The organism is Pseudomonas sp. LBUM1669 (assembly GCF_059695705.1).
In genome coordinates, this window is sequence record NZ_CP166784.1 from 2,465,956 (window position 1) to 2,492,030 (window position 26,075).

A 26,075-nucleotide genomic window follows, 5' to 3' on the forward strand; every position below is an offset into this window, starting at 1 on the left:
CATGAAGCATTTACTGTCCCGCCTGGCGTTGGCGGCTGGTCTGGCTGCGCCTGTGTTGCTGGCTCACGCGGATGATCAAGTCGTCCGTGGCGCCTATCTTGCCCGTGCGGCGGATTGCATGGCCTGCCACACCGCGCCGGGTGGCGCGCCGTATGCGGGTGGCCTGCCGATTGTCTCGCCGTTTGGCACGATCTACGGCACCAACATCACGCCGAGCAAAGAGCACGGCATCGGTTTGTACAACGATGACGAATTCTTCGCCGCGCTCACCGAGGGCAAGCGTCGTGATGGCGCGAACCTGTATCCGGCGATGCCGTACACCTCGTATCACTTGATGCCGCGCGCAGATTCCGACGCAATTCACGCCTACCTGAAAACCGTCGAGCCCATCGAACGTGCAGCGCCGGTCACGAGCCTGAGCTTTCCGTTCAACGTGCGCCTGGGCTTGACGGGCTGGAACATGCTCTACGGCAAGGACGTGAAGCTGGAACCGGCCGACGGTAAAAGCGACGCCTGGAAGCGCGGTCAGTACATGGTCGATGTGCTCGGTCACTGCGGCGAATGCCACACCCCGCGCGGTTTGCCGGGCGCGATGCAGCAGGACAAACGCATGACCGGCGGCCTGCTCAACGGCTACCTGGCGCCAAGCCTGCTGGCCAATGACCTGGCGGCTCGCGGCTGGAATCATCAGGACCTGAGCTCGTTCCTCAAACACGGCATGAGCGCCCAGGGCACGATGTTCAACGAGATGTACCCGGTGTTCCACAACAGCACCCAAGGCCTCAATGACCCGGACCTGGCGGCGATGTCGACCTTCCTGCTCGGCGATCAACCACCGGCCGCGAAGGTACTGACCGACGTGCCGCTGGATAAGCTCAGTGCCAGCGCCCAACGGGGTCGTCAGGATTACCTGAACGTCTGCGCCGGTTGCCACGCGGTCGGCGGCGAGGGCAAGCCGCACATCGCCGTGGCCATGCGCGGCAACACCACGCTGCGCCTGGAAGATCCACGCAACCTGGTGCGAGTGATCGACGACGGCATTGGTGAGCAGAAATTCGCCGGGTTCGAACACATGCAACCGATGCCGGGGTTCGCCGAGAAGCTCAGCCACGAGCAACTCACCGATCTGCTGAACTACCTGCGTCAAGGGTGGGGTGGTCAGACGGGTGATCTGGCGGTGAACGACGTGCAGACGTTGCGGGCCGATGCGCCGCCGCTCGAGCACAAGGCGCACTGACATGCAGCATCTCGATCTGCAAGTCGTGCGTCGGGCGCTGGAATGGTCGCTGGCCGGGCAGCGCATCTGGCTGTGCACGGTGCTCGCTACGTATGGCTCGGCGCCGCGCGCGCCGGGCTCGTTGTTGGCGGTGAACAGCGACGGGCATTGGATCGGCTCGCTGTCCGGCGGCTGCGTCGAGGAGGACTTTCTCGAACGCGTCGCCGAGGGCGCGTTTGTTGATGCCGTCAGCGTGGTCCGTTATGGCGAAGGCGACGATCCGCGTTCGCGCGTGAGTCTGCCCTGCGGCGGCGTGCTTGATGTGCTGGTGGAGACGCTTGAACCCGAGTGCGAGGTTCAGGCTCATCTACGGGAACTGGAGTCGGCGTTGCTGGGCCAGCGCCGGCTGATCCGCGAGGTTGATCTGGCCAGCGGTGCACGCAGTTTGTTCACTGACCGTGAACAGGGCGTGCGTATCGAACGTGAGATTGACCGGGTGCGCGTGCGGATCGGCGCGGCTCAGCGTTTGCTGTTGGCGGGGTATTCCAGCGTCGCCCAGGCGTGTGCGGAGTTTGCGGTTGGCCTCGGTTTCGAGGTGATTCTCTGTGATCCACGGGACGACGTGCTGGAAGGGGTCGTGCTGGAAAACGTCGAGGTTCGCCGTCAATTACCGTCGGTGTTTATCGCTGAGGGCGGCTGCCACCGCGACACCGCGGTGGTGGCTTTGACTCACGATCCGCGGATCGACGATCTTGCGATGATGGAGGCGGTGCGCACCGAGGCGTTTTACATCGGTGTGATGGGTTCCATGCAGACCTCGCAAAAGCGCTTCGAGCGGTTGCGCAGGATTGGTGGGTTGGGGGACACGGAATTGGCGCGGATTCATGCGCCGATCGGGCTGAACCTGGGCAGCAAGACACCGGCGGAAATTGCTTTGGCAGTACTCGCCGACATCCTGCGAATCCGTAGCGGTATCGCGCGGGATCGGCTTTGACCCGCTTTCCAATGTGGGAGCGAGCCTGCTCGCGATGAGGGCCTGACATTCAACATTGAGTTGACTGACACTCCGCCTTCACGCGAGCAGGCTCGCTCCTACAAGTTATTGCAGTGTCGATCAGTACCCGAACTTGTCCCGCAACCCGTAATACCAGGCGCCCAACGCCGCAAACGGTGTGCGCAGCAATTGTCCGCCGGGGAACGGGTAGTGCGGCAGATCGGCAAACGCGTCGAAACGCTCTGCCTGGCCACGCAGCGCTTCGGCCAGCACCTTGCCCGCCAGGTGCGTGTACGTTACGCCATGGCCGCTGCAACCCTGGGAATAGTAGATGTTGTCGCCGATTCGTCCGACCTGAGGAAGGCGCGACAGGGTCAGCAGGAAATTGCCGGTCCAGGCGTAATCGATCTTCACGTCCTTGAGCTGAGGGAATGCCTTGAGCATCTTCGGCCGGATAATCGCTTCGATGTTCGCCGGATCCCGCGCGCCATAGACAACACCGCCGCCGAAGACCAGACGCTTGTCGCCGGTCAGGCGGTAGTAATCGAGCAAGTAATTGCAGTCCTCGACGCAGTAATCCTGCGGCAGCAGGCGCTTGGCCAATTCATCGCCCAAAGGCTCGGTGGTGATGACCTGAGTCCCGCAAGGCATCGACTTGGCCGCCAACTCCGGCACCAGATTGCCGAGATAAGCATTGCCGGCCACGATAATGAACTTGGCCCTGACCTTGCCCTGTGGCGTATGCACCACCGGATTCGCGCCGCGCTCAATGCGGACCGCTGGCGACTGCTCATAAATAGTACCGCCCAGCGACTCGACCGCAGCCGCTTCGCCCAACGCCAGGTTCAGCGGATGAATGTGCCCGCCGCTCATGTCGAGCATGCCGCCCACGTATTGATCGCAGGCCACCACTTCACGGATACGCTTTTGATCCAGCAACTCAAGCTGCGTATGACCAAACCGTTCCCAAAGACGTTTCTGCGCTTCCAGATGCCCCATCTGCTTGGGGGTAATGGCAGCGAACACGCCACCGTCCTTCAAGTCGCACTGGATATTATATTTGGCGACCCGCTCACGAATGATCCGCCCGCCTTCAAACGCCATTTGCCCCAACAACTGAGCCTGCTTGGGACCGACACTGCGCTCGATCACATCAATGTCGCGGCTATAACTGTTAACGATCTGCCCACCGTTACGGCCCGACGCGCCAAAACCCACCTTGGCGGCTTCCAGCACCGTGACTTTGAAACCGTTCTCCAGCAGAAACAGGGCAGAGGACAGGCCGGTGTAACCGGCACCGATCACACAGACATCAGTCTCTACGTCATCCTGCAACGCCGGGCGCGGCGGAACCGCATTGGCCGACGCGGCATAATAGGATTCGGGGTAGGGGGTGTTCGCCATCCGGCTGCCTCTGTTTAATATATTTTACGAGTGCATCGATCCTACCCGAGTTAAAAATCGACCGCCAGCCACCGGAAAATCTTCTTTGCCGCAGCGAAATTAAATATTTTGCATATTCATAGGGTTAGCTCGAAAAAAGGTGTTGACACCCCTCCGGAATTCCGTAGAATGCCGCCTCACAGCAGGCACGTAGCTCAGTTGGTTAGAGCACCACCTTGACATGGTGGGGGTCGTTGGTTCGAGTCCAATCGCGCCTACCAAACAAAATCCGCTCTGCTGGGCGGTCTAAAGGGGAATCCGAAAGGGTTCCCCTTTTTCTTTGCCTAAGAAAACGTTCACAAATTATAGGCTTCGTTCACACAAGGCAATGTGAACGTACATTCATGCCTGCCTCTGTTCACACTCAGAATTGTGAACGACTCTCCCTAACCTATTGATACGTATGGCTAGAGCCCTTTCTTGTCTAGGTGGTGGTACGTTCGCAAGCTCACTCCCTTGCCCGTTGTTCGTCCCTCACAAGGGCAGGCTTCTAACCAACTGAGCTACGTGCCTGCTGTGAGGCGATAGACGCCTATCGGCCACGCTCTATACCCCAACGCGGTGTGTTGAATCATGGACGCCTTGAATGAGCCTGTAGGAATTCCTGTGAGGGTTTGTTTAACGGGGTGGGGAAGGGGGTTGGGGGTGGGGTGCTTATGTATGCAATGTCGCTTGTGAATTTCTAGCCCAAATGGTTGTTTTCGGTCAGACACGCTGTGGTGGGAGCAGAGCGAATCCTACTCCCGGTCTATCATCAAGCGTGTTGCGTGAGCTTCCAGGTTACAGCTTTGTTGCCGTAAGGAGGAAAGCGGTTCCCTTTTGCGATCGGTGCAGTAGTGGTAGGTGTTCCGACGACCTTCCAAATTCCGCTTTCTGGACAGCTCTGACCGGTGGTCCCTGTAGTGCCAATTGGTGCCTTAGCCATTTGTTTGCTCCATATTTTCTGAAATGGCAATCTCATGATTGCTGTCAAAGCGTAGTCAATGATTTCATTTTGGCATCAGGCGTAAGCTAGGATTATTGGACGATCTGTAAGGATTAACTTCAGATGAGATGGATAGCAGCGTCGATATTGTTTTCAGCGGTACTGATGTCATACGCCATCACCCTTCCTTACCGGGAATGCGTCAATGGGTTTGTCGCTCAGAATGGTGGTGACAGTTCGGTTAGTGCAAAGAGAATGGCAGCGATTACTTGCAAAATTAAAGGCTAAGCCTTGACCGCCAGTTACGAACCGAGATAAAAATCATCACGGCAAACGGGCCTAGCACACGCTGAACTGTACGTCTCAGAGAGTGAGACGCTTCAACGTCAGTAGCGTCATAGCGAACCTTCGATGGTGTAGTGGTGATGTGAACGCTCGGAAGACCGAGCCGGTGGTTTGTAGACAGGCCGAGATGCCACCCTCAGAGGTGGAACGCTTACCCCTTCTGGCGTTGTTAGGAGGGCAGGTTACTGGTAGCTGAACTATCAGGCACAGCAGGCGTAAGCCTCTGTGAAGAACGGCCAGTGTGGTAACGCATTGAGCACCCCCAAGGGGCACCTAGGAGATGCTAGGCGTAGAGCGGAACGCTCAGCTAGTCCTTGCTATGTTTTAAAAATGGATGGTGTTTGCAATGGATGATGATCGGGCACGCTTGGCCTCATTGATAAAAGTCACTGCGTCTCTTCATCCCGTAGGTTTGATATGTAACGTGCTGATGGTTTCTGTCTTAATCTCTGCGTTATGTATCGCGGTATTCAAAAGCAAGATCATGGGTGCTGTTATTTTTGTAGTTGTAGCGTTGATTATTCGGTTTTTGATAATGTCGTTACTCAGGCTGTATCTGGTTAGGAAGTACCGCTAATCTGGTCGGTTGCATTAAAACTCAATACACTCCCTCTGTTTTAATAAATAATTATTCTATTTGCCGCCTACAAGGCTAAGTCTCTGTACGTCAGCTTCATATTCGTCAGCAATCCGCTTACTAATCGCCACTTCACGCTCTACATCTGCTTTCCTTGGGCGTCCTACTGGTCTTACGCTACCAGTTACCTTAAGCATCTCCTTCACTGCTGCAATGTTCCCATTGACTAGTTCCTGTTTCAATATCTCAATTGACTTATCATGCCAATAGATACGGTGTTCCTCCTTCCATCCTTGTTCCTCTGCGTAAGTATCTAAAGTGAGCATGGTTACACCTAAGCGTTTAGCCAGGTCACAGTGTGAATTAGTCTCAATGTATTCGGTTTTGTCTTTATCTGTAAGGTTCATGGTGATCTCTGTCTTGTATGTTGGATTGTAATTATCAGGGTGAGTGAATAGCAGATGATATTTAGGGCTATGGCTAGAATGCTGTAGTTCTGCATTATCTGTAAGATTAATAGCTGAGTGTACTGAAGGCATAGCAGGAGGGTTAGTAGGTAGGTCACAATTTAAATAGCTGACGCTTCCTCAATTTCTTGCAGTCTGCATCTGGAGATGTAACCTACGGATTGTAGGGTGATACGGTTATTAAGAGAAATAGCGTATAACGCTTGATGATCGTTACGCTTGTTAATGATCTCTTTGGCTAAACCCCTTGAGATAACTATATTTTTGATTGTGAATGAGGTGAAGCTAGGTATTCTAATTATGTCTGTATCGGACATTCTTGATATCCATTGGTGGGTATGTCTTAACGTCACTGCGTGACAGAAGCAAGAGCAAGAGCACGCCACGTAGTGGCATACGCAAATAAGAAAGATCAAGAGCGGAATACTAGTAGATGTCTTGTTTTTGATTCTCTCTTTAATGCGTGCTCTTTGTCGGCTTTGCCGACGTTGCTTTTGCTCTTGATCTTATTGTTAAGTATAAAGTGTGTAAAATCCCTTAGAGTGTCTTTAAGTAAATTTACACATGCAAGGTTGAGTGTGAGGTTTCTCTTAGAGTATCTTTAAGGAAATACTCACAGTCTTCCGGTTATGGCTTTAGCCACTTTGAGACAGTGAAATTGCTAACTCCCATTAGGCTAGCAATCTTCCGTGCTGATAAACCATCTGATGACAACTCTTTGGCGATTAGGATGTTTTCTTCTAGCTTGCTTTTTGAGTGGGTGCAAGGTGCTGGTCTAGTTAGATCCTTTAAGATGTGGTGACACCCCCTAAGATCAAATGCTAAATGCAATCCTGATTCCTCTGTAGGTACAAAGTGAACTGTAGGTCTATCGTTGCTGAAAGTCCTGATACTACTGCGTGTAGCAGCTTGAAATATTAGTTCTCTATAGCGTTCATTGCGCAGGGCTTGCTTGCCTATTGCTGAAGAGATAGCCATTTTCTCTAGCATCTCAGAGTTGTTCTGGTCGTCAATAGGATTAGGGTTGCCGTGGATTAGTGACAGCGTATTGTGTACGTCTGAGTATCCATTCAATCCCCTCGCATCAAAAGGAATGCGTATTACATTAGGGTGATCGTCGAAAGGGTACTTGCACCACTCGTGAACCTGGACAAGGAGGGGTTCGCCTTGCACGAATTCTATTGCGTCACGTAACAGCGTATGCCCATAGACCCTATCGTTCCATTCTTCAGCTACAGCACCATCAGGGAGCGTAAGAAGCATGGTCTTGCTAACCTTACTGCCCCCAATTAATGGGTAGATGTAACTATCAAATTTATAACGTCTGTACTCCGGTGTGAATTTAGACGCTGCAATGGTGTAACCCTTGGTGAGGGCATGTTGATAGGCGAGGGTGCCTGTGACGTTGGCTCCAAGGATGTGTGTCTCAGAGGCGTGCTCATAGATTCCGCTTAAGTCAAAGTAATCAATCACCCTGACTTGCCACTTCCATTTACTTTCTTTCTTGCTTAGATACTCCTTGATGAATACATCAGCCTTGCCCCTGAGTAGTGCCCCTAGGCAAGTAGTAATAGTTGACATCCCCTTGTCATCTATTACATCTGAATAGGTTGCTCTTGCTTCCTTAGTCATTCCTCGTTTGATAGACGCTTTGGTCGAGTCGTTATCAATCTCAATGAATTTCTCTAGGAAGTTGGTGTAAGCGTGATCGCCGATATCTCGGGTGAGATTGTTAGCGACCGATGGGACTTCATCAATGACCACAATCCAATCTTGCAGGTAGCAAGGATCAAGGTCTAGTAAGGTCTTATGCGTGATGATAAGGACCTTAGGTTCATCTTCAAGCAGCGTGCATTCTACGGTGTCAGTGACATGCTTGTGAGTGTCACTATTGATTACGCAAATGTGATTAATGCCGATTGCTTGGATGCGTCTAACGACATCCTTTGACAGTACCTTGGTAGGTACAGCATAGAGATAGCGTTTATAAGGGTCGGAATCTAGCTCTCTGATGAATTGCTCTGTCTTGCCTGTGCCCGGTGTAGCTTCTGCTACGTATATAACCCTTGACTCACTTGGGCTCAATCAGTTTCCCTTCTTTAAGTAGGTTGTCTACCAGTTTGATAATGTAGCTAGGATGGGTGAAGTTTCCTGTAAGCTCATGAGGAATAGACTCGCTACCTTTGATGCCTAGAACTTGATAGTAACCATACTGGCTCATGCCGTATTCTACGAATTTGTAGTCACGTATGCCTGAGATGATTCGGTTCTTTTGCTCAATGCTGCAATCCATTGCGCCTAGCTCAGAGCGTCGTTCCTGTAGGGCTTGTTGTTCTGCTTCAGTTAGATATGTATTGCCCATTAGTTATCTCCTTGATTGTAAGTGGCACGGATAGCGGCCATTAGCTCAGCTTGCTCTCTCATAGTTGCACCAGTTAGCATGCTCTTAGACGTACCTGTCACGTTGCCTTGTTCATCACGCTGAAGGATGGTCTTCTGAGATTGAGGAGCGAAGCTTTTAGATGCGTTGTCAGCGTCCATCAGTTGCCGCACTAAAGGATCACCTTTGTACATTTCATCAGCTACACGCTGCTTAGATTCTTTCCACAGTGAAAGTGCGTCTTTGGCAGAACTGAGGGGCTTACCTTTCGGTTGAGGTGTTTCCTCTGTAAGCTGGTAGCCCTGCTCAATCAGTTCCGTCAGGACTCCCATAGGGGTATTGCCTGTGCGTCGTGCTAGTTCATTAACTTCAGACATAGTGATAGTTTTCATGTTGATCCTTAGGCTTCTATAATTTTGTATTGATATGTGGCTGTGTGTGATTCATTTGATTTGCGACGTTCAATAACACCAGCGTCGAGTAGGTCTTTAAGGATGTAATCTACAGCTCGACGAGTAAGGGCGGTTGCCTTTCCGAACTCAGCTACTGAGATTGTTGCCCAACCTTCATCCTTGTGTCCGTTGCGAATCATCAGGTAAATTAGTTTGCGTGTGAGGGTTTTTAGGCGTGCATGATGCAACGCCACAATGTCTTCTAATGTAGTGGTCATTGGATTCTCATTTATTTTGTCGGGCTAGCAATGCTGAAGTGAGGTCCACTTCTCCTAAGTTCCATTGGTCATGGAAAACATAGGTGTGATGAAACTATTGCTAGATACTAATATATACTCAGATCTGAGAGGAAAGACTACAACGGTACCCCAAATTATTTTCTAAGGGTAACTCTCAGTAGTCATCATTCCATTACTCGTTATTCCTGTAAGCCCCTGTGGGGGGCTATAGGACTACATGGTCATGCTGGTGTGCGCTAACTAGTTGTCGTCGCTCCTGTGAGCTTACAGGGCCTTTAATCAATAAGATGAAGTACATCCTTAGCATTCAAATGAGAGTACCTAGCTACAGACCTAGTGTCCCTGTGTCCCGACACAATCATTATCTGAGCGTTGTTAAACCCTTTCTTGGCTACGTTGGTAATGCGTGTATGTCTTAACTGGTGAAGCCTGACGCTATTGTCTAAGCCGGCTTTGTTCCTTGCCAATCTGACAGCCTGTGAGACGCTATGAGGCGTCACAGTGAACAGTCTTCCCTTGTGTGCTCTGTCTGCTAGTGCCAGTCGCTGAGCTTCTTTCAATAACTCTATGGCCCTGATGGTTAGAGGCACAGACCTAGTGCCATTCTTCCCATCAATCACATCCGCAATACGTTCATCCAGGTGAAGACAGTGAGTCGTGAGCTTGAGTATTTCTGAGCGTCTCATAGCCGTTTCATAGGCAAGCTCTACGATGAGAGCCATGGTGGGGGATAGCTTGTTGAGCAATTGTCTAAGCTCGCCAGCACTGATTACCTTGTCGCTAGATTTATCTGGCTTCGGTAGGGCTATGTCACTTACGGGATTGTGTATGTCGATGAGCAGGCCACGCTTAGCGAACCTGAAGAAACGGGACATGAACGCTAACTGAATACGACAGGTAGCAGGCTTGACCGTCTGTAGACGCTTCAGCTTGAAGTCATTGACTAGCTGAGGGGTGATGTCATGGATTGACTGAGGGAACGCAGCAAAGAGCTGGTCAACGATCTTGATTGCATGGTCATAGCTGCCCTTACCTTTGAGTAGGGTTTCACAGTAGGTCATGCCCAAGGTGTAAAGCGTATGGGTTTGGTGTTCCTTGGTGACAGCTTCAAGCTGGTCAGCCCATGCTTGGGCCAGTGCTTGAGTAGGGAAGGTTTTGGACTGAGCAGGTTTCCCTTTCAGACGCACCTGAGCGTTCCAGTTTCCTGACGGTAGTGAGCGGATATTAGCCATTGTTGACGCCTCATAATGTGAATGGGCGTTCTCTTAGGGCCTTAAGCTTCGTGGCTTAGCGCCTAGCATGGTGGCTCTTGACATGGTGGGGGTCGTTGGTTCGAGTCCAATCGCGCCTACCAAACAAAATCCGCTCTGCTGGGCGGTCTAGAAGGGCTCACCGAAAGGTGGGCCCTTTTTTGTTGTCTGGTGTTTGGGCAAACTTTGGGAATATTTTGGGCAAACGACCACTGGGTTCTAAGTAATGGCTAGATCCACCACAATCGATCGGGCCGCCTAAAAACATTTCACGGTAGCTCATTTAGGGAGGTAATCATGAAGACATGGATAGTAGCGGCGGCAGTGATTTGTGGTTTAACGGCAAACGTAACTGCTCTCGCTGATGATGGTGGGGCGAAGTTTTTTAGTTCCTGCAAAGGTCTGCTTAATTTCTGGGACGGGAAGCCATCAGAGGCAAATTACGATGCAGGTGCTATGGGCTACTGCGTGGGGGTGGTTCACGGTGTCCGTAGTACGTTGCAAATCCTTGGCAGTGAATTAAAAGACGGACATTTACGAGTATGCCTTCCTGAAGATTACATGGAGCAGGCGGGGGTTAGGGCCGTCGTTAAGTACCTTGGTGAGCATCCTGATAAGTTGACGCACAAGGATGTGACTATAACTATGCTTGCGCTCCGTTCTGCATATCCCTGTAAATAGTCGCGGCGCTACACCTTCAGGTCGGCTTTGACCTTCATGTAAACCACCGCGTCATCGCCGTGCCCTGCCTGGTAGTGCTCGGTCATCTTCACATCCGCGTGACCCATCAAGCCCTGTATGTATTCCTGTGCGAAACCCTGCTGCTCGTACAGCCATGCGCCGAGTGCGCGGATCTCGTGGAAGGTGGGTCGCTCGCCGGTAGGCACGTCTTCATAGGCGTTCGAATCATCCCGCGCCTGAGCGAAAGACTTGGTCAGGTAATCCGCCGTCACTGCGTTCCAGTGCAACTTCGCGTCGAGCTGAGTCCGTTTCCGCGCCTTCGGCGAATAGTGGATCAGGTACGGGCAGACGACCGGCGACCGCATGCACTCCATGACCACTTCCCGCAGCGCTTGGCCCATGACAATTTCCAGGTGCACGGGCTTATCGTAGTTCTGCGTCTTCCCGGGCGACACCTTGATGGTGTTCTGCTCGAGGTCCACGGCCGACTTCGGCCACTCCACGATATCTTCCCGCCGCTGAAGACTCAGCAACCCCAGCCTGATGGCGCGTTTCAGCCAGACCGGCGTCCCTTCGTACTCCAAAATCTTGTTCAACCCCTCGACTGTGTGGCGCTGGCGCTTCTTCTCGGCCTCCTTTTTGACCAGGGTCAATTCGGCTGAGTTGCGATCGCACAGGCCCTTGGCCACGGCGAACGCAAACACTTGAACTAGCAGCCCCCGGTGCTTCGTGTAGGCGTTGTTCTCGAAACCATCCAGGTACTCAGCCACCGTCAGCACATCCAGTTGCCCCATCATCAAGTCGCCCAGGTCCTCGCGGTACCGAGCCAGCTTGAATTTGATTTCCTTCAAGGTGCTTGCTGCGTAAGTCTTGGTGGTCAGCCATTCCTTTTCGAAACGCTCCAGGCAACCGCTGAACTTCGGCGCGGCGTCACCGGTGATCATGGCCAGCAGCGAGCCGTCATCAGCCAGCAGCGGCAGCAGTTTGGCGTTGGCGGCATTGGCCAGCCTGATGGCCTCAGCCATCGGCTTATTGATGCTGGTCTTCTTGCCGGTGATCGGATTCTTGTACTGCCAATATTTCCCGTTTGGGTACAGGTTCGCTGGCAGGTCCCGGTTCTTTATAGTCCTGGCGCGCGGAGGTGCCATCAGCCTACCTCCAACATCTTGGCGAGCAACGGATCGTTCGATCCAATCTCGGCCGCCTGCAAGTCCACGAAATACATCCCGCCCTTTACCTCTACTATCACTTCGCCATCCTCAATCCATTTTTTCAACTGCTGCAGACTCGGCTTGCCGCCGGCGTAGCGCAGCTTCCTGTATTCGCAGACCTCCATGAGGCGCGGCAGCCTGGCCGTAATGTAGGCAATGACTTTTGCCATGATGATGCTCCGCGCCGCGTGGCGGCAGAAGGTGGTTAATGGGCGAACTTGGCGAGCGCGGTGTCCGCGATCTTCATCGCTGCCTGGGCGTCGTTCACGTAAGCCGGATCGAATCCGCCGCACAGGTGGATGGTTGCTTGGCAGGCGCGCAGGTTCTCGCGGTTGAGCTTCAGGGCTGCGACGAGCTCATCGCGGGCAGCGGCTTCGCCTCGAGCGATGTCCCAGAAACGTTGCTGCCACTGGCCGGGAGGCGGCGGGTTGTTGTTTTGCGCACCGAAAACCATCGCGCCGACAATCGAGTCGCACAGGTCGCGCTTGTAGGCGTTGTCGCCGTCGATGCTCAGGCCGCGGCGATGCAAGGTTGAGACCACCTCGTCGAGGCTCAAGCCTTTGTCTTGAAGGACGATGTCGAGCTCTGGCTTTTCGGGGGTGTAGATGGCCAGGCAGATTTTCGCGTCGGCGGGCAAGCTGGCGCTGATCTTCTCCAGTGCATCGCTCGCGGTTTCGTGGAAGCGGTTTAATGCGGACATGAATGATCCTCGCCCGCCGTACACCGGCAGGTTGGTTGAGTTGTAAGGTTTGGGGTTATGCGGCTGGCACTGAATCGTGAAACACGTCCATCTGCGCCGCGCCGTCGAGCCAGGCCGCTGCTATCCGGCGTTCAGCCATGGCGGCTTAGTCGGGATTGAGTTCGCAGAGGATCGACTTGCGGCCTTCCTGCATCGCGACCACCGCTGTGGTACCGGCACCGCCGAACGGGTCCAGCACCACACCGCCACGGGGAGCCCCGGCCAAAACGCATGGCCGGATCAGGTCTGGCGGGAAAGTGGCGAAGTGGGCGCCTTTAAACCTGTGTGTGGCCACAGTCCAAACGCTGCGCTTGTTGCGGGTGAAGCGAGGGCCGATTTTGTGGAGCGAGCCCCGGATATTCGAATTTTCCGTCGATCGTTCGCCAGGTAGGGCTACTATCGGCGATACGTTGCCAGGGCCTCGCGGCTCAATTACATCCTCTGCGATGGCACTCTGATCAAAGTAATACTTTTTCGATTTGCTCAGGAGGAACACATATTCATGCGATTTCGTGCACCGGTCTCGCACGCTCTCAAGCATTGGGTTCGGCTTGTTCCAGATAATGTCCTGCCGCAGATACCAGCCATCGTCCTGCAGCGCGAAGGCGAGACGCCACGGCATGCCCATCAGGTCTTTCGACTTCATCCCCATTTCGCGGCCGCGCACACCGGTACCGGACTTGAAACGGGGGTGTTCGTTGATCTGTCGAGCCGACGTGACGCTACGTCCGGACATCTGGCCTTCACCTTGAGGCCTGCCTTGAGCGCCCCAGCTTCCCGCGTAGCTGTCGCCCATAGCCGATGATGTAGTGCTCATCGAGGCGGCAGAAGAACTGGCCGATGGTGAGACCGTCCCACATGCCGCCCCAGTAGGCGTGCCAGCTCTTGTCCCAGCAGCTGACGGTGATCTTGCCCTTACGGGGCGCCAGGTCCTCAAGGAAGACATTGATTGGATCGAGGTTCGCCGCGCCGGTGATCACCAGCTTCGTCACTGTCGAGCGCTCAACCTTCAGCGGCTCGGCCGGTTTGTTTTCTGTGGGCATGATTGTTCTCCGGCGTTATGATCCAGGTGATATTTCATGGATGGATTGTGGATTTATATGACTTAGACTTTCGGGTTCAACACTGTGAACGGGGAGCTTGCATGGGCGATACACAATGGCAACGAAGTAATATGTTTTATTCCTCAGTACGGTAGTTGGTAAGAAACGAAGCATCCTGTTGATGAAGAAGTTGATGAGTTGGTTTCTGTTCGGAACTGCATGGCAAAAAATTTAGTACAAGTTATAGGGAAAGGAGGGAGAATGCGCCTCCAGCCCGGTCAGTACCATCCGAGGATATGGCGAGGAGCATATCGGCGTGGGTTTAACGGTTGCGACAGATTGAATCCTCTTAGCGTATACGCTCAAACATATACACGCTCGATTGTTGCCGCCGAAAGTCTATTCTCTGAAGTAAAGGAACTATTTAGGGTCGTCGAGCCCGAAATAGAAAATTTCAGCTCGTATGGGCACAAAATTCGCGAGCTGCTAATACTTCTTTGTACAGAAATTGAAGCCTACTGGGCAGGTGTTCTCAAAGCAAATGGCATGGAGACCAAGGCGAGAGGTCGCTTCACTACGAAAAACTACATCCATGTGTGCGATCCGCTAAGGCTTACAGAGTGGAAAGTAAGACTCAAAGATTACCGTCTCATTGATTTTCAACCTTTCCGCTATTGGAATCTGCTATTACCTATTTTTTCTTTGCCTTGGTATGACGCTTATAACAAAGTTAAACATGATCGCGAGGTCAATTTTCCTTATGGTACATTAGAAAGCGTTTTACAGGCAGCAGCGGCGCTACACGTAATGCAGGTGGCGCAGTTCGGAGTAGGAGTATTCGATATGTACACGGAAATCGTTTCTCAATATTTGAAGTTGTCGAAGGGCCTGTTTTTGATCTTTCCGAAATTTATCTTTCCGATCCAATTAACAAGGGTCGTTTTCATAATGAAGTAATGTTCACTTAAGACACGACATCAGAGCGGCTTATCAAATGTGCAAACGGTAACTCGCCGGCTGGCGTGATTCGTTGAAGTGGGGTATTTGTGTTCGGCCCGGTATGAGGCGAAAGGAGGTCATGCTTATGGATGCTGCGTCGTGGGCAAATTTAATCGCGGGAACCGCATTTGCTGTGGCGGTTGTTTCAGCTGCTATTTCTTGGAAAGCAGCGCGTGAAGCCAAACTGGCAAACAGAATTAGCATTCACGAATATCAGCGGAAGTTATATGAGGCGTTTTTGGATGCGTTGCACTTATTTCAGAAGCATGGTCACCACACTGATGTAGGTAAGTTTTCCAGGCTCACGGTTCACATAAAAACAGCAAAGTTGTATGTGGACGAGTCTATATCGAATGAGCTTGAACAGTTTTATGAAGCCTTCATCGATCTTTATGATGCGGCAAACAAGCTTGACCAGGCGTATGCGGATAGCGCAGAAGCATCTAAGAGATCGCTGGTCGGTGGTAACATCGGTGAGCTTGCAAAAATAGCTTCAGAAAAAGCGAATGCATTTGCAGAAAAATGTCAGGCTGAAGTTGATATGGCTGAGAGTAAGGTCCATAAAATAGGATCTGATTTAGATAAGCACTTTGTTGAAAAGATTAAACTTAGTTGAGGCTTTAATTAACTTGTAACTATGCTGATGGTTCGGAGATTTCGTCTTCTGGATCCCTCGGCATACCATGTAACTCTCGCAAGCTTTCGGTTCGAAATGCTCGTGACATCTTTTCGCTAGTCTCATAAAGTGTCGTGATACAGCGAAGCATCTTGGCGGCGGTATCGAAGTCGGCGGCGATCACATTGCGCAGGAGGTTCTGATACACCTCCTGCTGGTTGTTGAAGCCGTGTTCTTTCATCAGGCGCTTGATACCGGGCTTGAACACGCCGGCGACTTCAACCGTAAACTTCTCGACGCCCAACGCTGCCTTCTTGGCCGCGTCCTTCTCGCGCTTCTTGCGCTGCTTTTTGGCTTCCGCCGTCAGCTCCTGTTCTTCGGCCATGGCCTGGCGCTGCGCCGGGCGGTGAAACACCGTCAAACCTTCAGCCACTGGTTCATCACTCGGACAGAGGAAGCAAAATGCCATGGCAGAGCGGGTCAACTTGCTCCAGCGACCACAGGATTTAACGCTGGCGAAGAAGATGGTGAGCGAGTCGGTATCGATCTACAACCGCGAGCGTCCGCACCTGTCGTTGAAATACAAAACGCCCGATGCAATGCATCGGGCGTTGGGGAGAAACAGGTGTAAACCTATTTCAGGACTAGACACTGACGTAAAAAGGTTGCTCGCTTCTAGTTACGATTGTGGGGAAGTGGCAGTAACGCCGGGTCGTAGCGACAGGAGTGGGTTGCGCACCATAATTCGCCGGATCAAGTTGAGGACGGGGTAGCCGAGACGAATCCCGTACATTTCAATTGTCCGGTGCATGACGTAACAAAACCCCAAAAGTGTCATGGTGATTGCGGCCTGCTCCCACATGCCTCTCAGTCCCATGGCTTTGAATGGAATAGCGATATAGTCCCACGCCCAATTGTGAAACAGATAGACAGAATAGGTAAGGTCCGACATCAGGCGCAGACCTTTGCTGTCCGCAAGCCTGTCTTGGAAAAAATGGCTATTAAAAAAATTGCGGTTGCAAAAATTGCATAGTGACTGGCTTTCCAAACTGGTTGGTAGTTGGTAATTACACTCATTGATATAAAAAGAAGAGTTATCAGTGAAAAAGTGCAAACCAGACGAGAAGCAAGCCGCTTCTGAGCCAAGTAAAGCAAGGAGCCGGCAAGCAGGAAAGGAAGGTATGCATTGTAATAACCCTGAGTCCAGATTCCCTGTCCCGGAAAGGCGGGCATCATATAAAGGATAAATGCGGTGGCCATATAGATGGCTGGAATGTATTTCTGAAAGTTGAAGGCTCCGATCATCTTCATTGAAAACATGTAGGCGTAGAAGATAATCTCAATCCTTAGTGTCCACTCGACACCATCTAATGCATAGGGCGTGGCGTAGAAATCACCGATAAGAAGGGCTCGCTGTATAAATACACTGAGATCGGGCAGTGCAACTCCAGAGTACAAGTTCTTGAATGCCGCTTCTAGAAAAATTGCGGCAATGTAAAGCGGGTAAATTCGGAAAATACGTTTTATGACAAAGTCCGCTGCGACTTCTTTTTGCAAGACGTGGGTAATGATGTATCCCGACGTCAGGAAAAATACCACTACACCTGCCGCGCCGCCTTGGCACAGGGGTATCAGGGCTTCAGCAATTGCTCGGACGGTGACATGCTGACTCGCATCATTTACAAGATCAGTTAAATAACTGAAGAATTTGTGCCCGATCAGCACGCTTACAAAAGCAAATACGCGCATGTAGTCTAAGAAAATGATGCGATTTTTATTGGGTGCGGTCACAGCTGTGTCCTTTGAAATCTCACAAGGTGGGCGTCTTGCCATCACTCCAGGCGAGGCCGCGCGATCATACTCGTCCTCCATTTGTTTTTCGACTGGTTGGGACCAAGCATTACTGCCATTTAGCGGTTTTTTTTGCCAGGTGGAATCAGTCAGGACCGAGTTACAATCATGTCATCGCAGGGATGCGTGAACCCTATGCCGCGCCATTCCGCTCCTGCCGTGACGTTGGTTGATGCAATGGTTCGATTTGTAGGCGTCTGGCGGCACTCAGTGGTGATGTCGATCGCGTCTGGACTGACGTGAAATCGAAGATTTGAAGCGCGAATTCAGATGCAAGGTTAAACGCACGTGCGGTTAGGGTTGGACAGGCGAAAAGTGGTGTAGTACGTTCTCACCCAATAAATATGGGTGTTTAGGGCGTACATGAACGATTTTACTTGTCCTGTTTGTAGTGGCGTTCTTTCTCGGGGGCTCCAGGATTGGCACTACGCGTGTAATACTTGCGGTTACGAAAAAGGCGATCTCCAGCCTACAATTAATGATTCGCTGGCGCATGAGCTTATCGATGAAGCTGAGAGGGAAACCGGGCTTCGTGAATTACGATTAGGTAATTTCAGGAAGCTGATTGACGTCATTGAGTCGTTTAAACCTGGCGGTGGTTCTCTTGCCGATGTTGGTTGCGCTCATGGGTGGTTTATTGAAACTGCCATGACGAAATTTGATGTGCTTGGAATAGAGCCGGACGAAGCTGTATTTATATCTACCGCCGCTAAAGGCCTTCCAGTTCGAAAAGGCTATTTTCCTAATGCGTTGAAGCCCGCAGAAACGTTTGACGTGATTGTGTTTAATGATGTTATTGAGCATATACCAAGTATCAGTGAAGTACTTGAGGCTTGTCATGACCGTTTGAATACGGGAGGGCTGTTAGTTCTTAATTTGCCAAGCAGCGATGGATTATTTTACAGACTCTCCAGGCTTTTCATTCGAGCTGGCAGGCTTGGTTTTTTTGAAAGGTTGTGGCAGAAGGGGTTGCCGTCACCGCATGTTCATTACTTTAATAGCCAGAACCTTTCAGACCTGTTAAAGAAAAATAGCTTCACCCCTATTAAATCAGGCTCGCTAGCGACACTAGGACTGGCTGGCCTCTACACCAGAATCTCCTATACCGGAAAGTTGGGGGTGGCCTCGAAAGTTTTGATTTACTGCGCGGTCGCTGCTGCGTTGCCAATTTTGCGTCTTTTGCCGAGCGATATTGTGTACGTCGTCGCCAAGAAAGCGTAGATCGTCGTGAGAATTCCTTCGCGCTTATAGTGGCCATTCAGGCGTAAACTGGCGGTGCTACCTCACCAAAAGGAGCCGCATATGATCGCCGACCAAATGAACAAACAGGCGTCTGAGGGCAAGGCTGTTTGGGATCAATACTTCTGCGCTGCGTTGATTGCGGAAAGCAACCTGACGGCCCCGGTTGTAGGAGGGGCTACTCACGAGGACAGGCAGAACCTGTTGATCGAAAGAGCCAAGGCGCTCGCCGACAAGATGATGGAAAACAGAAAATAACCAGAGCCCAGCCTTCGTGCTGGGTTCTCTGTTTGGCGCTCTGAAAAAATGTCAGTTGCGACACTGGTCTTTGCGGGTTTGATCAAGACCCACAAAAATAGTGTGGATATTGAATCACTTAGGAAATTTATTAACCGAACGGTCCCCAAAATATATTGTTACAAGTGTCGGTTTTAGGTAAGATTGCTTCGCGTTCACCACCACGGTTTATGCATTTTTAAGTCCCAAGCTTCCATCAGCTGCTTGGGATTTTTTTTTGCCTGAAATTTGTCCCCCGACGTTTAAGCGTCCCTTGTGCGGCTCCCGCTGTTCCTCCTCTACCCCGAAAACACCGTCTCCAACTCAAGCGCATTCCTTTTTTTTAGACTACTACTGACTGGCCAAACTCAAACTCAGTCTGATGGGAGTCTATCGATGCTGGTTCATTGGTCGCTTGCGGCAATTCACCTGCTGGCTTTTGCCTTGGGGTTCTGGGCGGTACTGACGCGGGGCACGGCATTTCGCCAACTGGCTGCCGGAGCGGGGGAGGCTCGTCGCGTGTTGATGGCCGATAACCTGTGGGGCATCTCTGCCGTCCTGCTCTTGGTCACCGGTGGGATGCGGGCCTTCGGTGGGTATGAAAAAGGGACTGACTACTACCTTCACCAACCCTTGTTCCATCTCAAGATGACGCTCTTCGTTCTGATCCTGCTGCTTGAGGTCGCGCCAATGATCACGCTGATCAAATGGCGGATCGCGCTGAGCCGTGGCGCGCCGATCAATACCGGGCGTGCGAAGCTGTTTGCACGGATCAGTCATGTCGAGGGGCTGTTGGTGCTGCTGATGGTCGTGGCTGCCACGGGCATGGCGCGCGGTGTGACGTTTGGTTAACGAGTCCGATCGCGTTCTTCCTCGGGATTAATCCGAAACGTCTGACAGTCAGGGCAGGGGGCGTGCCGTTAATATCGGCTCACGGTTTTGGCAGGAAGGGGCGAACGGATGAACGTATGGCGACACGAGGCTTGAATCTTTAGCCAGCCGTTGTTCAGGGCTGAACGGGCTGGCTACTGACTGCAACAGGATTCAGGGAGTTTGTGGCTTGTCCGGGGCGGTCAGGCCAGCCTGAATGCGTTGGTAGATTTCTTCGCGATGCACTGCGACGTCTTTCGGCGCGTTGATGCCGATGCGGACTTGCTGGCCGCTCACGCCCAGAATGGTGATCGTAATGTCGTCACCGATATTTATGCTTTCACCGACTTTGCGGGTGAGTATCAGCATGGTCTTCTCCTTGATTGCTTTGTAGGGCACCTGATTCGAACAGTGCAGAGGTCGGTGGTATGTATAGATTAGTGCGAAGTCTCACGGTTTGGGTGCCTCTTTCTGACGCGCAGATGCTGCATTAATTCCCAAGGCGTAACTATACAGAGGCCGCAACCATCATTCTCGTTGTTTTGCGCCCATTTTGCGGCACTCGGGAAGTATTCATGAATGGTAAAATCGCCGCTTTCAGCATTCAGAGGGACACGTTGTGCGCAAAATGGTCTTGGTAATCGCAGTACTGGCGTTGGTTGGGTGCGATCAAGGTAAGGGCGTTGACGCTCAAAAGCCGAAGCCGGCAATCGTTTCCGCACCGGCGGCGGCCACCGGTCCGCAATGGGATCTCGAAGTGCGAGGCGAAACGCCACAGGCTGTCAGCGACCTGAGCGGCTGGCTGATCGAACACAGTTTTATGTCCAGCGTCGTCAAGGAAAACGGCAAGACCCGGATTCTGCTCGGTCCATTCAATTCGAAAGCCGAAGCCGAAGCCAAGCAGGCCGAGGTCGCTGCAGCGATTACCCGGGCGAAGAAGCAGAACATCGAATTGCTGGTGCTTGAGCGTCCCGTAGCCCAGTAACAGTTCTTTTCGTGGGAGCCGTTTGTCGAAGCACCTTAAAGGGGATCCACATTGACTCGTCTCTGAGCGTAGTCACTGTCGATTCCCAGAAGGAGCTCTCCATGGCCTCCGCCACCCCTTACAAAATCTTCGACGCGGTCCTGGCGCACAAAACGACCCTCAGCCCGCATTTAATGCGCGTGACCCTGGCCGGTCCGATGGTCACCGAAATGGCCACCTGGGCGCCGGATCAGCGGGTAAAACTGTTCTTTCCAGCCGAAGACGGGTCGCCTGCCAGACTGGCTCATGACCAGCATTGGTATGCGCGCTACCGTTCTATGCCGGCCAACCAGCGTCCGGCAATGCGCACTTACACCATCCGGCATTTGCGGGCCGAGCAAGGCGAAGTGGACATCGACTTCGTGTTGCACGGTGAAACCGGTCCGGCCTCCCGTTGGGCAATCCGGTCGGTAGCGGGCGAGCCCATCCAGATTGTTGCACCTGATCGTCAGTTTTCAGCGCAAGACGCGGGAGGTTTCGAATGGAAGCCGCCTCACACGCTCAAGCATCTGTTGCTGGTGGCCGATGCCACGGCATTGCCCGCTGCTCTTGGCATTCTGGACGAGATGGCTGCCTTGGCCGAGCCGCCGACGACTCAGGCATTTTTCGAGGTGGACAGTGCAGAAGACGCATTGCCGGTTCCTGAATGGCCAGGGCTATCAGTGCGGTGGCTGGTCCGGGATCATTCCGGCGGTAAGGCGGCTGGTGCGCTGATGGTCGAAGCGGTCCGTCGTGCGGAGCTGCCGGTTACTTCTTCGCAGACTCACGAAACAGTGGAACTGGCCGAGGTCGATGTCGACGAAGAGATTCTCTGGGAAACCTCCGGCTCTACCGGTAACGGTTTCTACGGCTGGATCGCCGGGGAAACGGTGGCCGTGATGAGCCTGCGCAAGTACTTGATCAAGGAGCGCGGCATCGCTCGGGAGTCACTCAATCTGATGGGTTACTGGCGCTACAACAAAAGCGGCGGATAGAAACGTAAAAAGGCCTCGGGCATAAATACCCGAGGCCTTTTTGGTTTTTCGCGGTCGATCAGCCGCAGGCTTTCATGTCCACGGGCCCGACAAACTCGTTGCCGCGACCCATCACGCACGCGACGCTCTGGTTGCGCTGACGTTCCCAGGCTTCAACCGGATAGGTCTTGTTCCACGCGTCGTACAGTTGCCGGTCCTGTTTCGACAGGCGCAAACCGTACTGTTTGCTCATGTAGAAATACGTCCGGGCGATCATGCCGCGAATGGAAGGGCGGGGCATGACTTTCTTCGCCTTGAAGTCGACCTGGGTCAGGCACGAGCCATATTGTCCCGATTGCACCGGCAGCCAACCGAAACTGAAATTACTGCGATCACCGTTCACCTCGCCGATGCTCGGCACCAGGTTGTGCAGATCAGCCTCGGCCTTTTGATAGACCGGATCGTAGCGCGTGCAGTTCTTGCGCCCGCCTTCTTGCCAGCACTGACGCTGATGGCCGATCTGCCAGGCGGGAACTATGTGCTCCCATTCAATGCGGGCAGCGCGCTTGGCGTTCTTGCGCGGCACATACCCACAGGCTGCGAGGTTCACCTTGTTGCCGGTGTATTTGCAGCCGCAATAGAACTCGGTGGATTGCGGCGCGTACAGCTTCCAGGCGACTTTCTTGGCTTCGTTGAAGGTGCGAGGGGCGCCAGCCTGGGCGCCGAGGGTGATGAATAGAAACAGCAAAGCAAACCAGCGGACACTCATTGACTCAATCTTCCTTCGGCACAACCCAGAAAATCTGCACACCGCCATCGTCGCGATAGGCGAGGGTGACGTTGTCGTTCTCATCGATTTCTTCGAGCAATTGCTCCCACTCATCCACAGGTTCGTCCGGTAGGCGGAAGATCAGTGCGGCTTTGGCTTTCTGAGCGGTGGGGGAGTTGATGATTTTTTGAACGCGAATGCCCATGCGTTGATAGGCATCAGGAGAAGCAGGGGTGGTGGCCACGGGATTATCCTTATTAAGCTGTACGTGCATACAGTATTTAACTGTAGGCATTTTCGCAACTGCTTAAAATTCAAGAAAATCCTCTGACAGCAGTTTTTTCCGTTTGGTGTAGGAAGAGGGGAAAATTTTTATCGGAGTATCGGACAGGGTATGAACCACTCGCCCAGGCTGGCGAGTGGTGAATGCAGTGCCCGACCGGAATCGGTCGGGCGAGGGCGAATCAGTATTCCCAGAACATCCGTTGCAGCTCTTTGCTGTCGTTGGTCTTGGTCAGCGCGACCATGGCCAGGATGCGGGCTTTTTGCGGGTTCAGGTCATGTGCCACGACCCAGTCGTACTTGTCGTCAGGCTGTTCGGCATTACGCAGGACAAAACCGCCGGCATTGACATGGGACGAACGAATGATCTGCACGCCGTCCTTGCGCAGGGCTTGCAGGGTAGGGACCACGCGCGAGGAGACCGAACCGTTGCCGGTGCCGGCATGGATGATCGCTTTGGCGCCGGATTGAGCCAGCGCCTTGTAGGCCGTGTCGCTGACGTTGCCGTAGGAGTAGGCGATTTCGACGTCAGGCAGGCTCTTGATGGTTTTGATGTCGAATTCCGAGTCCATGGTGTGACGCTTGGCCGGCAGGCGGAACCAGTAAGATTTGCCTTCAACCACCATACCAAGTGGGCCCCAGGCACTTTTAAACGCCTCGGTTTTGATGTTGATCATTTTGCTGACATCGCGACCCGACTGGATCTCGTCGTTCATGGTCACCAGGACGCCTTTGCCGCGTGCCTCTTTGCTGCTGGCGACGGCAACGGCGTTGTACAGGTTCAGCATGCCGTCAGCCGACATCGCGGTGCCCGGGCGCATGGAGCCGACGACGATGATTGGCTTGTCGGTTTTTTCCACCAGGTTCAGGAAGTACGCGGTTTCTTCCAGGGTGTCGGTGCCATGGGTAATCACGATGCCGTCGACGTCTTTGCTGTCGGCCAGTTCGGCGACGCGACGACCCAGTTGCAGCAGGTTGTCGTTGGTGATGCTTTCCGAGGCGATCTGCATGACCTGTTCGCCGCGAACGTTGGCCAACTTGCTGAGCTCTGGAACCCCGGCGATCAACTGCTCGATACCGACTTTCGCCGCCTGGTAGGTCGCGCTGTTAGCAGCGCTCGCGCCGGCGCCGGCAATGGTGCCGCCGGTGGCGAGGATCACCACGTTGGCCAGTTTCTGTTGGGTTTCGACTTCTTTTGCCTGAAGAGCGGTAGGCAGGAGCAGCAGGAGGGCCAAAGCGCCCGGAATAAAGGTGTTGAAGGCAGATTTCATTATTTTCTCTCTAGTAGTGAGACGGTGCTGATGCAAGTTCATCTAGATACGCCCCAGGCAGATCTGAACGCTTGGGGTCTAGGTGAAGAGCAGGATCTGTACCACCCATACGTTGAATTAGAAAAACTTTTAACATGATGATTTATATCAATATTTACCCAGTGGATTACCGGCGTTAAACATCCCTGTGTCCGGGTTTCCGAATAAGTTTAGGTTTCGCGTTCGGCTCTCCGAAAAGGCCTACGACCTCTGGTGAACTCATCTCCTTGCCAGATAGAAAATCAGTGCTAAAGAAACCCGCGCACAGGTCGATGCCCCTTCAAGGATTTTTTTTTCGGGAGTGCACATGTCTTTTTCTGTCGGTTTTCCAAATGCGGGCGCAATCACCATCGGTGGCAAGACTCCGTCGACGATCAATGCCTTGAGCGAAGCGACGGAAGAGGCGTCGACACCGCTGACTGGAAAAGAAGAAAACCAGGTCAGAACCGGAGGGGCTGCTCAGGACGAAAGCAAATCCGAGAGCAAAAGCAGCCAGAGTATTGCGGTTCAGGTGTTGCTCAAGCGCATGCAGGAACTGCAACAGCAGCTGCGCGAACAACAGCAGCAATTGGCGGCCGCTCAGGCAGCGTCCTATCCCACCGAGGAGGCCAAAGCCACGGCCGTCATGTCGATCCAGGGGCAGATCGCCGATACCAATGGCGCGCTGGCGCAAGTCACCGGGAATCTGGTGAAAGAACTGGCTAAGGATTCCAGCACTGGTGGTCTGGTCAGCACGACCGCGTGATGTGGAGGGTTGGGTTTTGCCAACCGAGACACAAAACAGGTCGTTGACAAATCACGGCAGGGTTCGCATAGTTCGGTCTACGCAAACGTTTGCGCGCTGTTCTTGATGGCTCGGTCCATTGACGGACGCAATGAAGCTTACGCCAGCGCAAGCGTTGCTCACAATAATCATAAGATCGGAGTGAACCCATGAAGCTGCCATTCGCTGGACGTCTTCTTGCTGTCGCTATGCTGGCCGCCGCATCCGCCGCGCTGCCTGTCTATTCGGCATTCGCCGAGACCCCTGAAAAACCCAAAGTCGCGCTGGTCATGAAGTCCCTGGCCAACGAGTTCTTCCTGACCATGGAAGACGGTGCCAAGGCGTATCAGAAAGACCATTCCGGCGATTTCGAATTGATCTCCAACGGCATCAAGGACGAAACCGATACTGCTGGCCAGACGCGCATCGTCGAGCAAATGATTCTGGCCAAGGTCAATGCGCTGGTCATCGCGCCGGCTGACTCCAAGGCCATGGTTCCCGTGATCAAGAAAGCCATCGATGCCGGTATCACCGTGATCAACATCGATAACCAGCTCGACCCGGCCGTGGTCAAAAGCAAGAACATCACCGTCCCGTTCGTAGGCCCGGATAACCGCAAAGGTGCGCGTCTGGTTGGCGAGTACCTGGCCAAGCAGCTGAAGGCCGGTGACGAAGTCGGCATCATCGAAGGCGTGTCCACCACCACCAACGCTCAGGCCCGCACCGCAGGCTTCAAGGACGCGATGGAAGCGGCGCAGATCAAGGTTGTCTCGTTGCAGTCCGGTGACTGGGAGATCGACAAGGGCAACAAGGTTGCCGCCTCGATCCTCAGCGAATACCCGGAAGTCAAAGCCCTGCTGGCCGGTAACGACAGCATGGCCGTCGGTGCCGTTTCCGCCGTGCGTGCGGCAGGCAAGGCCGGCAAGGTGCAAGTGGTCGGTTACGACAACATCAACGCCATCAAGCCGATGTTGAAAGACGGCCGGGTCCTGGCTACCGCTGACCAGTTTGCCGCCAGACAAGCCGTGTTCGGTATCGAGACTGCGCTGAAAATCATCAAAGGTGAGAAGGTCGACAGCGGCGCCAATGGCGTAATCGAAACTCCGGTAGAGCTGGTCACCAAGTAACCCTTCTGCCGACACAACGGTGCTCGCCCGTCCG

29 protein-coding genes, 1 tRNA gene and 2 pseudogenes are annotated in these 26,075 nt (G+C 53.1%); 14 read left to right on the top strand and 18 right to left on the bottom strand.

Annotated elements, in window-relative coordinates; all coding sequences use genetic code 11:
• Position 1: 1 nt before the first annotated feature.
• Together ACA051_RS11430 and ACA051_RS11435 are read left to right on the top strand one after the other, a co-directional pair.
• On the top strand, positions 2-1,237 hold the full coding sequence (locus tag ACA051_RS11430; protein ID WP_497374803.1) for a c-type cytochrome: 1,236 nt from the start codon (positions 2-4) through the stop codon (positions 1,235-1,237).
• A 1-nt stretch (position 1,238) separates the two neighbouring features.
• Positions 1,239-2,210, top strand: a complete 972-nt coding sequence (locus ACA051_RS11435; RefSeq protein ID WP_497374805.1) for an XdhC family protein — start codon at positions 1,239-1,241, stop codon at positions 2,208-2,210.
• Positions 2,211-2,330: 120 nt separating this feature from the next.
• On the opposite strand, the gene ACA051_RS11440 is transcribed toward ACA051_RS11435, so the two are convergent.
• A complete protein-coding gene (locus ACA051_RS11440; protein ID WP_497374807.1) occupies positions 2,331-3,614 on the bottom strand; it encodes an NAD(P)/FAD-dependent oxidoreductase in 1,284 nt (427 codons plus the stop codon).
• A 183-nt stretch (positions 3,615-3,797) separates the two neighbouring features.
• Here ACA051_RS11440 and ACA051_RS11445 point away from each other — a divergent pair.
• A tRNA-Val gene (locus ACA051_RS11445) sits at positions 3,798-3,874 on the top strand.
• Between the two features lie 1,682 nt (positions 3,875-5,556).
• Here ACA051_RS11445 and ACA051_RS11450 read toward each other — a convergent pair.
• The 6 genes from ACA051_RS11450 to ACA051_RS11475 form a co-directional block, all read right to left on the bottom strand.
• A complete protein-coding gene (locus ACA051_RS11450; RefSeq protein WP_339494595.1) occupies positions 5,557-5,907 on the bottom strand; it encodes a hypothetical protein in 351 nt (116 codons plus the stop codon).
• 687 nt (positions 5,908-6,594) lie between these two features.
• A complete protein-coding gene (locus ACA051_RS11455) occupies positions 6,595-8,052 on the bottom strand; it encodes a DEAD/DEAH box helicase family protein (protein ID WP_497374810.1) in 1,458 nt (485 codons plus the stop codon).
• Entirely contained in the window at positions 8,039-8,329 is a 291-nt protein-coding gene (locus tag ACA051_RS11460) for a hypothetical protein (protein WP_497374812.1), read from the bottom strand. Before ACA051_RS11460 ends, ACA051_RS11455 begins: the two co-directional genes overlap by 14 nt.
• Positions 8,329-8,739 (bottom strand): hypothetical protein, encoded by a 411-nt coding sequence (locus tag ACA051_RS11465; RefSeq protein ID WP_497374813.1) that lies wholly within the window; start codon positions 8,737-8,739, stop codon positions 8,329-8,331. The genes ACA051_RS11460 and ACA051_RS11465 overlap by 1 nt, the downstream gene beginning before the upstream one ends.
• 8 nt (positions 8,740-8,747) lie before the next feature.
• Positions 8,748-9,017 (bottom strand): hypothetical protein, encoded by a 270-nt coding sequence (locus ACA051_RS11470; protein WP_497374815.1) that lies wholly within the window; start codon positions 9,015-9,017, stop codon positions 8,748-8,750.
• 296 nt (positions 9,018-9,313) lie between these two features.
• Positions 9,314-10,270, bottom strand: coding sequence for a tyrosine-type recombinase/integrase (locus tag ACA051_RS11475; RefSeq protein ID WP_465918617.1), 957 nt, complete (start codon positions 10,268-10,270; stop codon positions 9,314-9,316).
• Between the two features lie 315 nt (positions 10,271-10,585).
• Between ACA051_RS11475 and ACA051_RS11480 the strand changes: the two genes are divergently transcribed.
• The gene (locus tag ACA051_RS11480) at positions 10,586-10,969 is read left to right on the top strand and encodes a Rap1a/Tai family immunity protein (protein ID WP_497298494.1); all 384 of its coding nucleotides are present in this window, start codon (positions 10,586-10,588) and stop codon (positions 10,967-10,969) included.
• A gap of 8 nt (positions 10,970-10,977) precedes the next feature.
• On the opposite strand, the gene ACA051_RS11485 is transcribed toward ACA051_RS11480, so the two are convergent.
• The 5 genes and pseudogenes from ACA051_RS11485 to ACA051_RS11505 form a co-directional block, all read right to left on the bottom strand.
• The gene (locus ACA051_RS11485; protein ID WP_497374817.1) at positions 10,978-12,117 is read right to left on the bottom strand and encodes a tyrosine-type recombinase/integrase; all 1,140 of its coding nucleotides are present in this window, start codon (positions 12,115-12,117) and stop codon (positions 10,978-10,980) included.
• On the bottom strand, positions 12,117-12,350 hold the full coding sequence (locus ACA051_RS11490; protein WP_497374819.1) for a hypothetical protein: 234 nt from the start codon (positions 12,348-12,350) through the stop codon (positions 12,117-12,119). The genes ACA051_RS11485 and ACA051_RS11490 overlap by 1 nt, the downstream gene beginning before the upstream one ends.
• A 35-nt stretch (positions 12,351-12,385) precedes the next feature.
• Positions 12,386-12,880 (bottom strand): hypothetical protein, encoded by a 495-nt coding sequence (locus tag ACA051_RS11495; protein WP_497374821.1) that lies wholly within the window; start codon positions 12,878-12,880, stop codon positions 12,386-12,388.
• A gap of 55 nt (positions 12,881-12,935) precedes the next feature.
• A pseudogene (locus tag ACA051_RS11500) lies at positions 12,936-13,715 on the bottom strand (DNA-methyltransferase); the annotation flags it as partial.
• Positions 13,663-13,962 (bottom strand): phiTE_072 family protein, encoded by a 300-nt coding sequence (locus ACA051_RS11505; RefSeq protein ID WP_497374823.1) that lies wholly within the window; start codon positions 13,960-13,962, stop codon positions 13,663-13,665. The gene ACA051_RS11505 and the pseudogene ACA051_RS11500, both read right to left, overlap by 53 nt.
• Before the next feature lie 261 nt (positions 13,963-14,223).
• Here ACA051_RS11505 and ACA051_RS11510 point away from each other — a divergent pair, with 261 nt between their 5' ends.
• Complete coding sequence (locus ACA051_RS11510) at positions 14,224-14,919, top strand: hypothetical protein (protein ID WP_497374825.1); 696 nt, start codon at positions 14,224-14,226, stop codon at positions 14,917-14,919.
• A gap of 127 nt (positions 14,920-15,046) precedes the next feature.
• Positions 15,047-15,577: a hypothetical protein gene (locus tag ACA051_RS11515; protein WP_497374827.1), complete on the top strand. Its 531-nt coding sequence runs from the start codon at positions 15,047-15,049 to the stop codon at positions 15,575-15,577.
• Between the two features lie 19 nt (positions 15,578-15,596).
• Here ACA051_RS11515 and ACA051_RS11520 read toward each other — a convergent pair whose 3' ends face one another.
• Entirely contained in the window at positions 15,597-16,061 is a 465-nt protein-coding gene (locus ACA051_RS11520; RefSeq protein WP_497374829.1) for a hypothetical protein, read from the bottom strand.
• Between ACA051_RS11520 and ACA051_RS11525 the strand changes: the two are divergent.
• A pseudogene (locus ACA051_RS11525) lies at positions 16,036-16,225 on the top strand (integrase core domain-containing protein); the annotation flags it as partial. The gene ACA051_RS11520 and the pseudogene ACA051_RS11525 sit on opposite strands and share 26 nt — an antisense overlap.
• A gap of 303 nt (positions 16,226-16,528) precedes the next feature.
• On the opposite strand, the gene ACA051_RS11530 reads toward ACA051_RS11525, so the two are convergent.
• Positions 16,529-17,368: an acyltransferase family protein gene (locus tag ACA051_RS11530; protein WP_497374831.1), complete on the bottom strand. Its 840-nt coding sequence runs from the start codon at positions 17,366-17,368 to the stop codon at positions 16,529-16,531.
• Between the two features lie 423 nt (positions 17,369-17,791).
• Between ACA051_RS11530 and ACA051_RS11535 the strand changes: the two genes are divergently transcribed.
• The 3 genes from ACA051_RS11535 to ACA051_RS11545 all read left to right on the top strand — a co-directional run bounded on the left by ACA051_RS11535 (position 17,792) and on the right by ACA051_RS11545 (position 19,795).
• Positions 17,792-18,649 (top strand): class I SAM-dependent methyltransferase, encoded by an 858-nt coding sequence (locus tag ACA051_RS11535; RefSeq protein WP_497374833.1) that lies wholly within the window; start codon positions 17,792-17,794, stop codon positions 18,647-18,649.
• A gap of 81 nt (positions 18,650-18,730) precedes the next feature.
• Positions 18,731-18,925 (top strand): hypothetical protein, encoded by a 195-nt coding sequence (locus ACA051_RS11540; RefSeq protein WP_010455982.1) that lies wholly within the window; start codon positions 18,731-18,733, stop codon positions 18,923-18,925.
• A gap of 414 nt (positions 18,926-19,339) precedes the next feature.
• Positions 19,340-19,795 (top strand): DUF2214 family protein, encoded by a 456-nt coding sequence (locus tag ACA051_RS11545; RefSeq protein WP_497312458.1) that lies wholly within the window; start codon positions 19,340-19,342, stop codon positions 19,793-19,795.
• Between the two features lie 192 nt (positions 19,796-19,987).
• On the opposite strand, the gene csrA is transcribed toward ACA051_RS11545, so the two are convergent.
• Complete coding sequence (csrA, locus tag ACA051_RS11550) at positions 19,988-20,182, bottom strand: carbon storage regulator CsrA (protein WP_007938114.1); 195 nt, start codon at positions 20,180-20,182, stop codon at positions 19,988-19,990.
• 250 nt (positions 20,183-20,432) lie between these two features.
• Here csrA and ACA051_RS11555 point away from each other — a divergent pair, with 250 nt between their 5' ends.
• Together ACA051_RS11555 and ACA051_RS11560 are read left to right on the top strand one after the other, a co-directional pair.
• Positions 20,433-20,798: an SPOR domain-containing protein gene (locus ACA051_RS11555; protein ID WP_497374835.1), complete on the top strand. Its 366-nt coding sequence runs from the start codon at positions 20,433-20,435 to the stop codon at positions 20,796-20,798.
• A 101-nt stretch (positions 20,799-20,899) separates the two neighbouring features.
• Entirely contained in the window at positions 20,900-21,811 is a 912-nt protein-coding gene (locus tag ACA051_RS11560) for a siderophore-interacting protein (protein ID WP_497374836.1), read from the top strand.
• Positions 21,812-21,869: 58 nt separating this feature from the next.
• Here ACA051_RS11560 and ACA051_RS11565 read toward each other — a convergent pair whose 3' ends face one another.
• The 3 genes from ACA051_RS11565 to ACA051_RS11575 form a co-directional block, all read right to left on the bottom strand.
• Positions 21,870-22,559 (bottom strand): endonuclease, encoded by a 690-nt coding sequence (locus tag ACA051_RS11565; RefSeq protein WP_010455967.1) that lies wholly within the window; start codon positions 22,557-22,559, stop codon positions 21,870-21,872.
• Between the two features lie 4 nt (positions 22,560-22,563).
• Positions 22,564-22,854: a DUF1654 domain-containing protein gene (locus ACA051_RS11570; RefSeq protein ID WP_497309845.1), complete on the bottom strand. Its 291-nt coding sequence runs from the start codon at positions 22,852-22,854 to the stop codon at positions 22,564-22,566.
• A 169-nt stretch (positions 22,855-23,023) separates the two neighbouring features.
• Positions 23,024-24,112, bottom strand: a complete 1,089-nt coding sequence (locus ACA051_RS11575) for an asparaginase (protein ID WP_497309847.1) — start codon at positions 24,110-24,112, stop codon at positions 23,024-23,026.
• 346 nt (positions 24,113-24,458) lie between these two features.
• On the opposite strand from ACA051_RS11575, the gene ACA051_RS11580 reads away from it, so the two are divergent.
• Positions 24,459-24,896, top strand: a complete 438-nt coding sequence (locus ACA051_RS11580) for a hypothetical protein (RefSeq protein WP_497374838.1) — start codon at positions 24,459-24,461, stop codon at positions 24,894-24,896.
• A gap of 188 nt (positions 24,897-25,084) precedes the next feature.
• Entirely contained in the window at positions 25,085-26,041 is a 957-nt protein-coding gene (locus tag ACA051_RS11585; RefSeq protein ID WP_497374840.1) for a sugar ABC transporter substrate-binding protein, read from the top strand.
• Positions 26,042-26,075: the final 34 nt, after the last annotated feature.

Coding starts and splice junctions, on each gene's coding strand:
- ACA051_RS11545 (WP_497312458.1), top strand. CDS start 19,340: ATGCTGGTTCATTGGTCGCTTGCGGCAATTCACCTGCTGGCTTTTGCC.
- ACA051_RS11440 (WP_497374807.1), bottom strand. CDS start 3,614: ATGGCGAACACCCCCTACCCCGAATCCTATTATGCCGCGTCGGCCAAT.
- ACA051_RS11495 (WP_497374821.1), bottom strand. CDS start 12,880: ATGTCCGCATTAAACCGCTTCCACGAAACCGCGAGCGATGCACTGGAG.
- ACA051_RS11540 (WP_010455982.1), top strand. CDS start 18,731: ATGATCGCCGACCAAATGAACAAACAGGCGTCTGAGGGCAAGGCTGTT.
- ACA051_RS11515 (WP_497374827.1), top strand. CDS start 15,047: ATGGATGCTGCGTCGTGGGCAAATTTAATCGCGGGAACCGCATTTGCT.
- ACA051_RS11435 (WP_497374805.1), top strand. CDS start 1,239: ATGCAGCATCTCGATCTGCAAGTCGTGCGTCGGGCGCTGGAATGGTCG.
- ACA051_RS11430 (WP_497374803.1), top strand. CDS start 2: ATGAAGCATTTACTGTCCCGCCTGGCGTTGGCGGCTGGTCTGGCTGCG.
- ACA051_RS11465 (WP_497374813.1), bottom strand. CDS start 8,739: ATGAAAACTATCACTATGTCTGAAGTTAATGAACTAGCACGACGCACA.
- ACA051_RS11565 (WP_010455967.1), bottom strand. CDS start 22,559: ATGAGTGTCCGCTGGTTTGCTTTGCTGTTTCTATTCATCACCCTCGGC.
- csrA (WP_007938114.1), bottom strand. CDS start 20,182: ATGCTGATACTCACCCGCAAAGTCGGTGAAAGCATAAATATCGGTGAC.
- ACA051_RS11460 (WP_497374812.1), bottom strand. CDS start 8,329: ATGGGCAATACATATCTAACTGAAGCAGAACAACAAGCCCTACAGGAA.
- ACA051_RS11560 (WP_497374836.1), top strand. CDS start 20,900: ATGGCCTCCGCCACCCCTTACAAAATCTTCGACGCGGTCCTGGCGCAC.
- ACA051_RS11490 (WP_497374819.1), bottom strand. CDS start 12,350: ATGGCAAAAGTCATTGCCTACATTACGGCCAGGCTGCCGCGCCTCATG.
- ACA051_RS11510 (WP_497374825.1), top strand. CDS start 14,224: ATGCGCCTCCAGCCCGGTCAGTACCATCCGAGGATATGGCGAGGAGCA.
- ACA051_RS11535 (WP_497374833.1), top strand. CDS start 17,792: ATGAACGATTTTACTTGTCCTGTTTGTAGTGGCGTTCTTTCTCGGGGG.
- ACA051_RS11450 (WP_339494595.1), bottom strand. CDS start 5,907: ATGAACCTTACAGATAAAGACAAAACCGAATACATTGAGACTAATTCA.
- ACA051_RS11485 (WP_497374817.1), bottom strand. CDS start 12,117: ATGGCACCTCCGCGCGCCAGGACTATAAAGAACCGGGACCTGCCAGCG.
- ACA051_RS11585 (WP_497374840.1), top strand. CDS start 25,085: ATGAAGCTGCCATTCGCTGGACGTCTTCTTGCTGTCGCTATGCTGGCC.
- ACA051_RS11570 (WP_497309845.1), bottom strand. CDS start 22,854: ATGCCTACAGTTAAATACTGTATGCACGTACAGCTTAATAAGGATAAT.
- ACA051_RS11575 (WP_497309847.1), bottom strand. CDS start 24,112: ATGAAATCTGCCTTCAACACCTTTATTCCGGGCGCTTTGGCCCTCCTG.
- ACA051_RS11475 (WP_465918617.1), bottom strand. CDS start 10,270: ATGGCTAATATCCGCTCACTACCGTCAGGAAACTGGAACGCTCAGGTG.
- ACA051_RS11580 (WP_497374838.1), top strand. CDS start 24,459: ATGTCTTTTTCTGTCGGTTTTCCAAATGCGGGCGCAATCACCATCGGT.
- ACA051_RS11480 (WP_497298494.1), top strand. CDS start 10,586: ATGAAGACATGGATAGTAGCGGCGGCAGTGATTTGTGGTTTAACGGCA.
- ACA051_RS11505 (WP_497374823.1), bottom strand. CDS start 13,962: ATGCCCACAGAAAACAAACCGGCCGAGCCGCTGAAGGTTGAGCGCTCG.
- ACA051_RS11470 (WP_497374815.1), bottom strand. CDS start 9,017: ATGACCACTACATTAGAAGACATTGTGGCGTTGCATCATGCACGCCTA.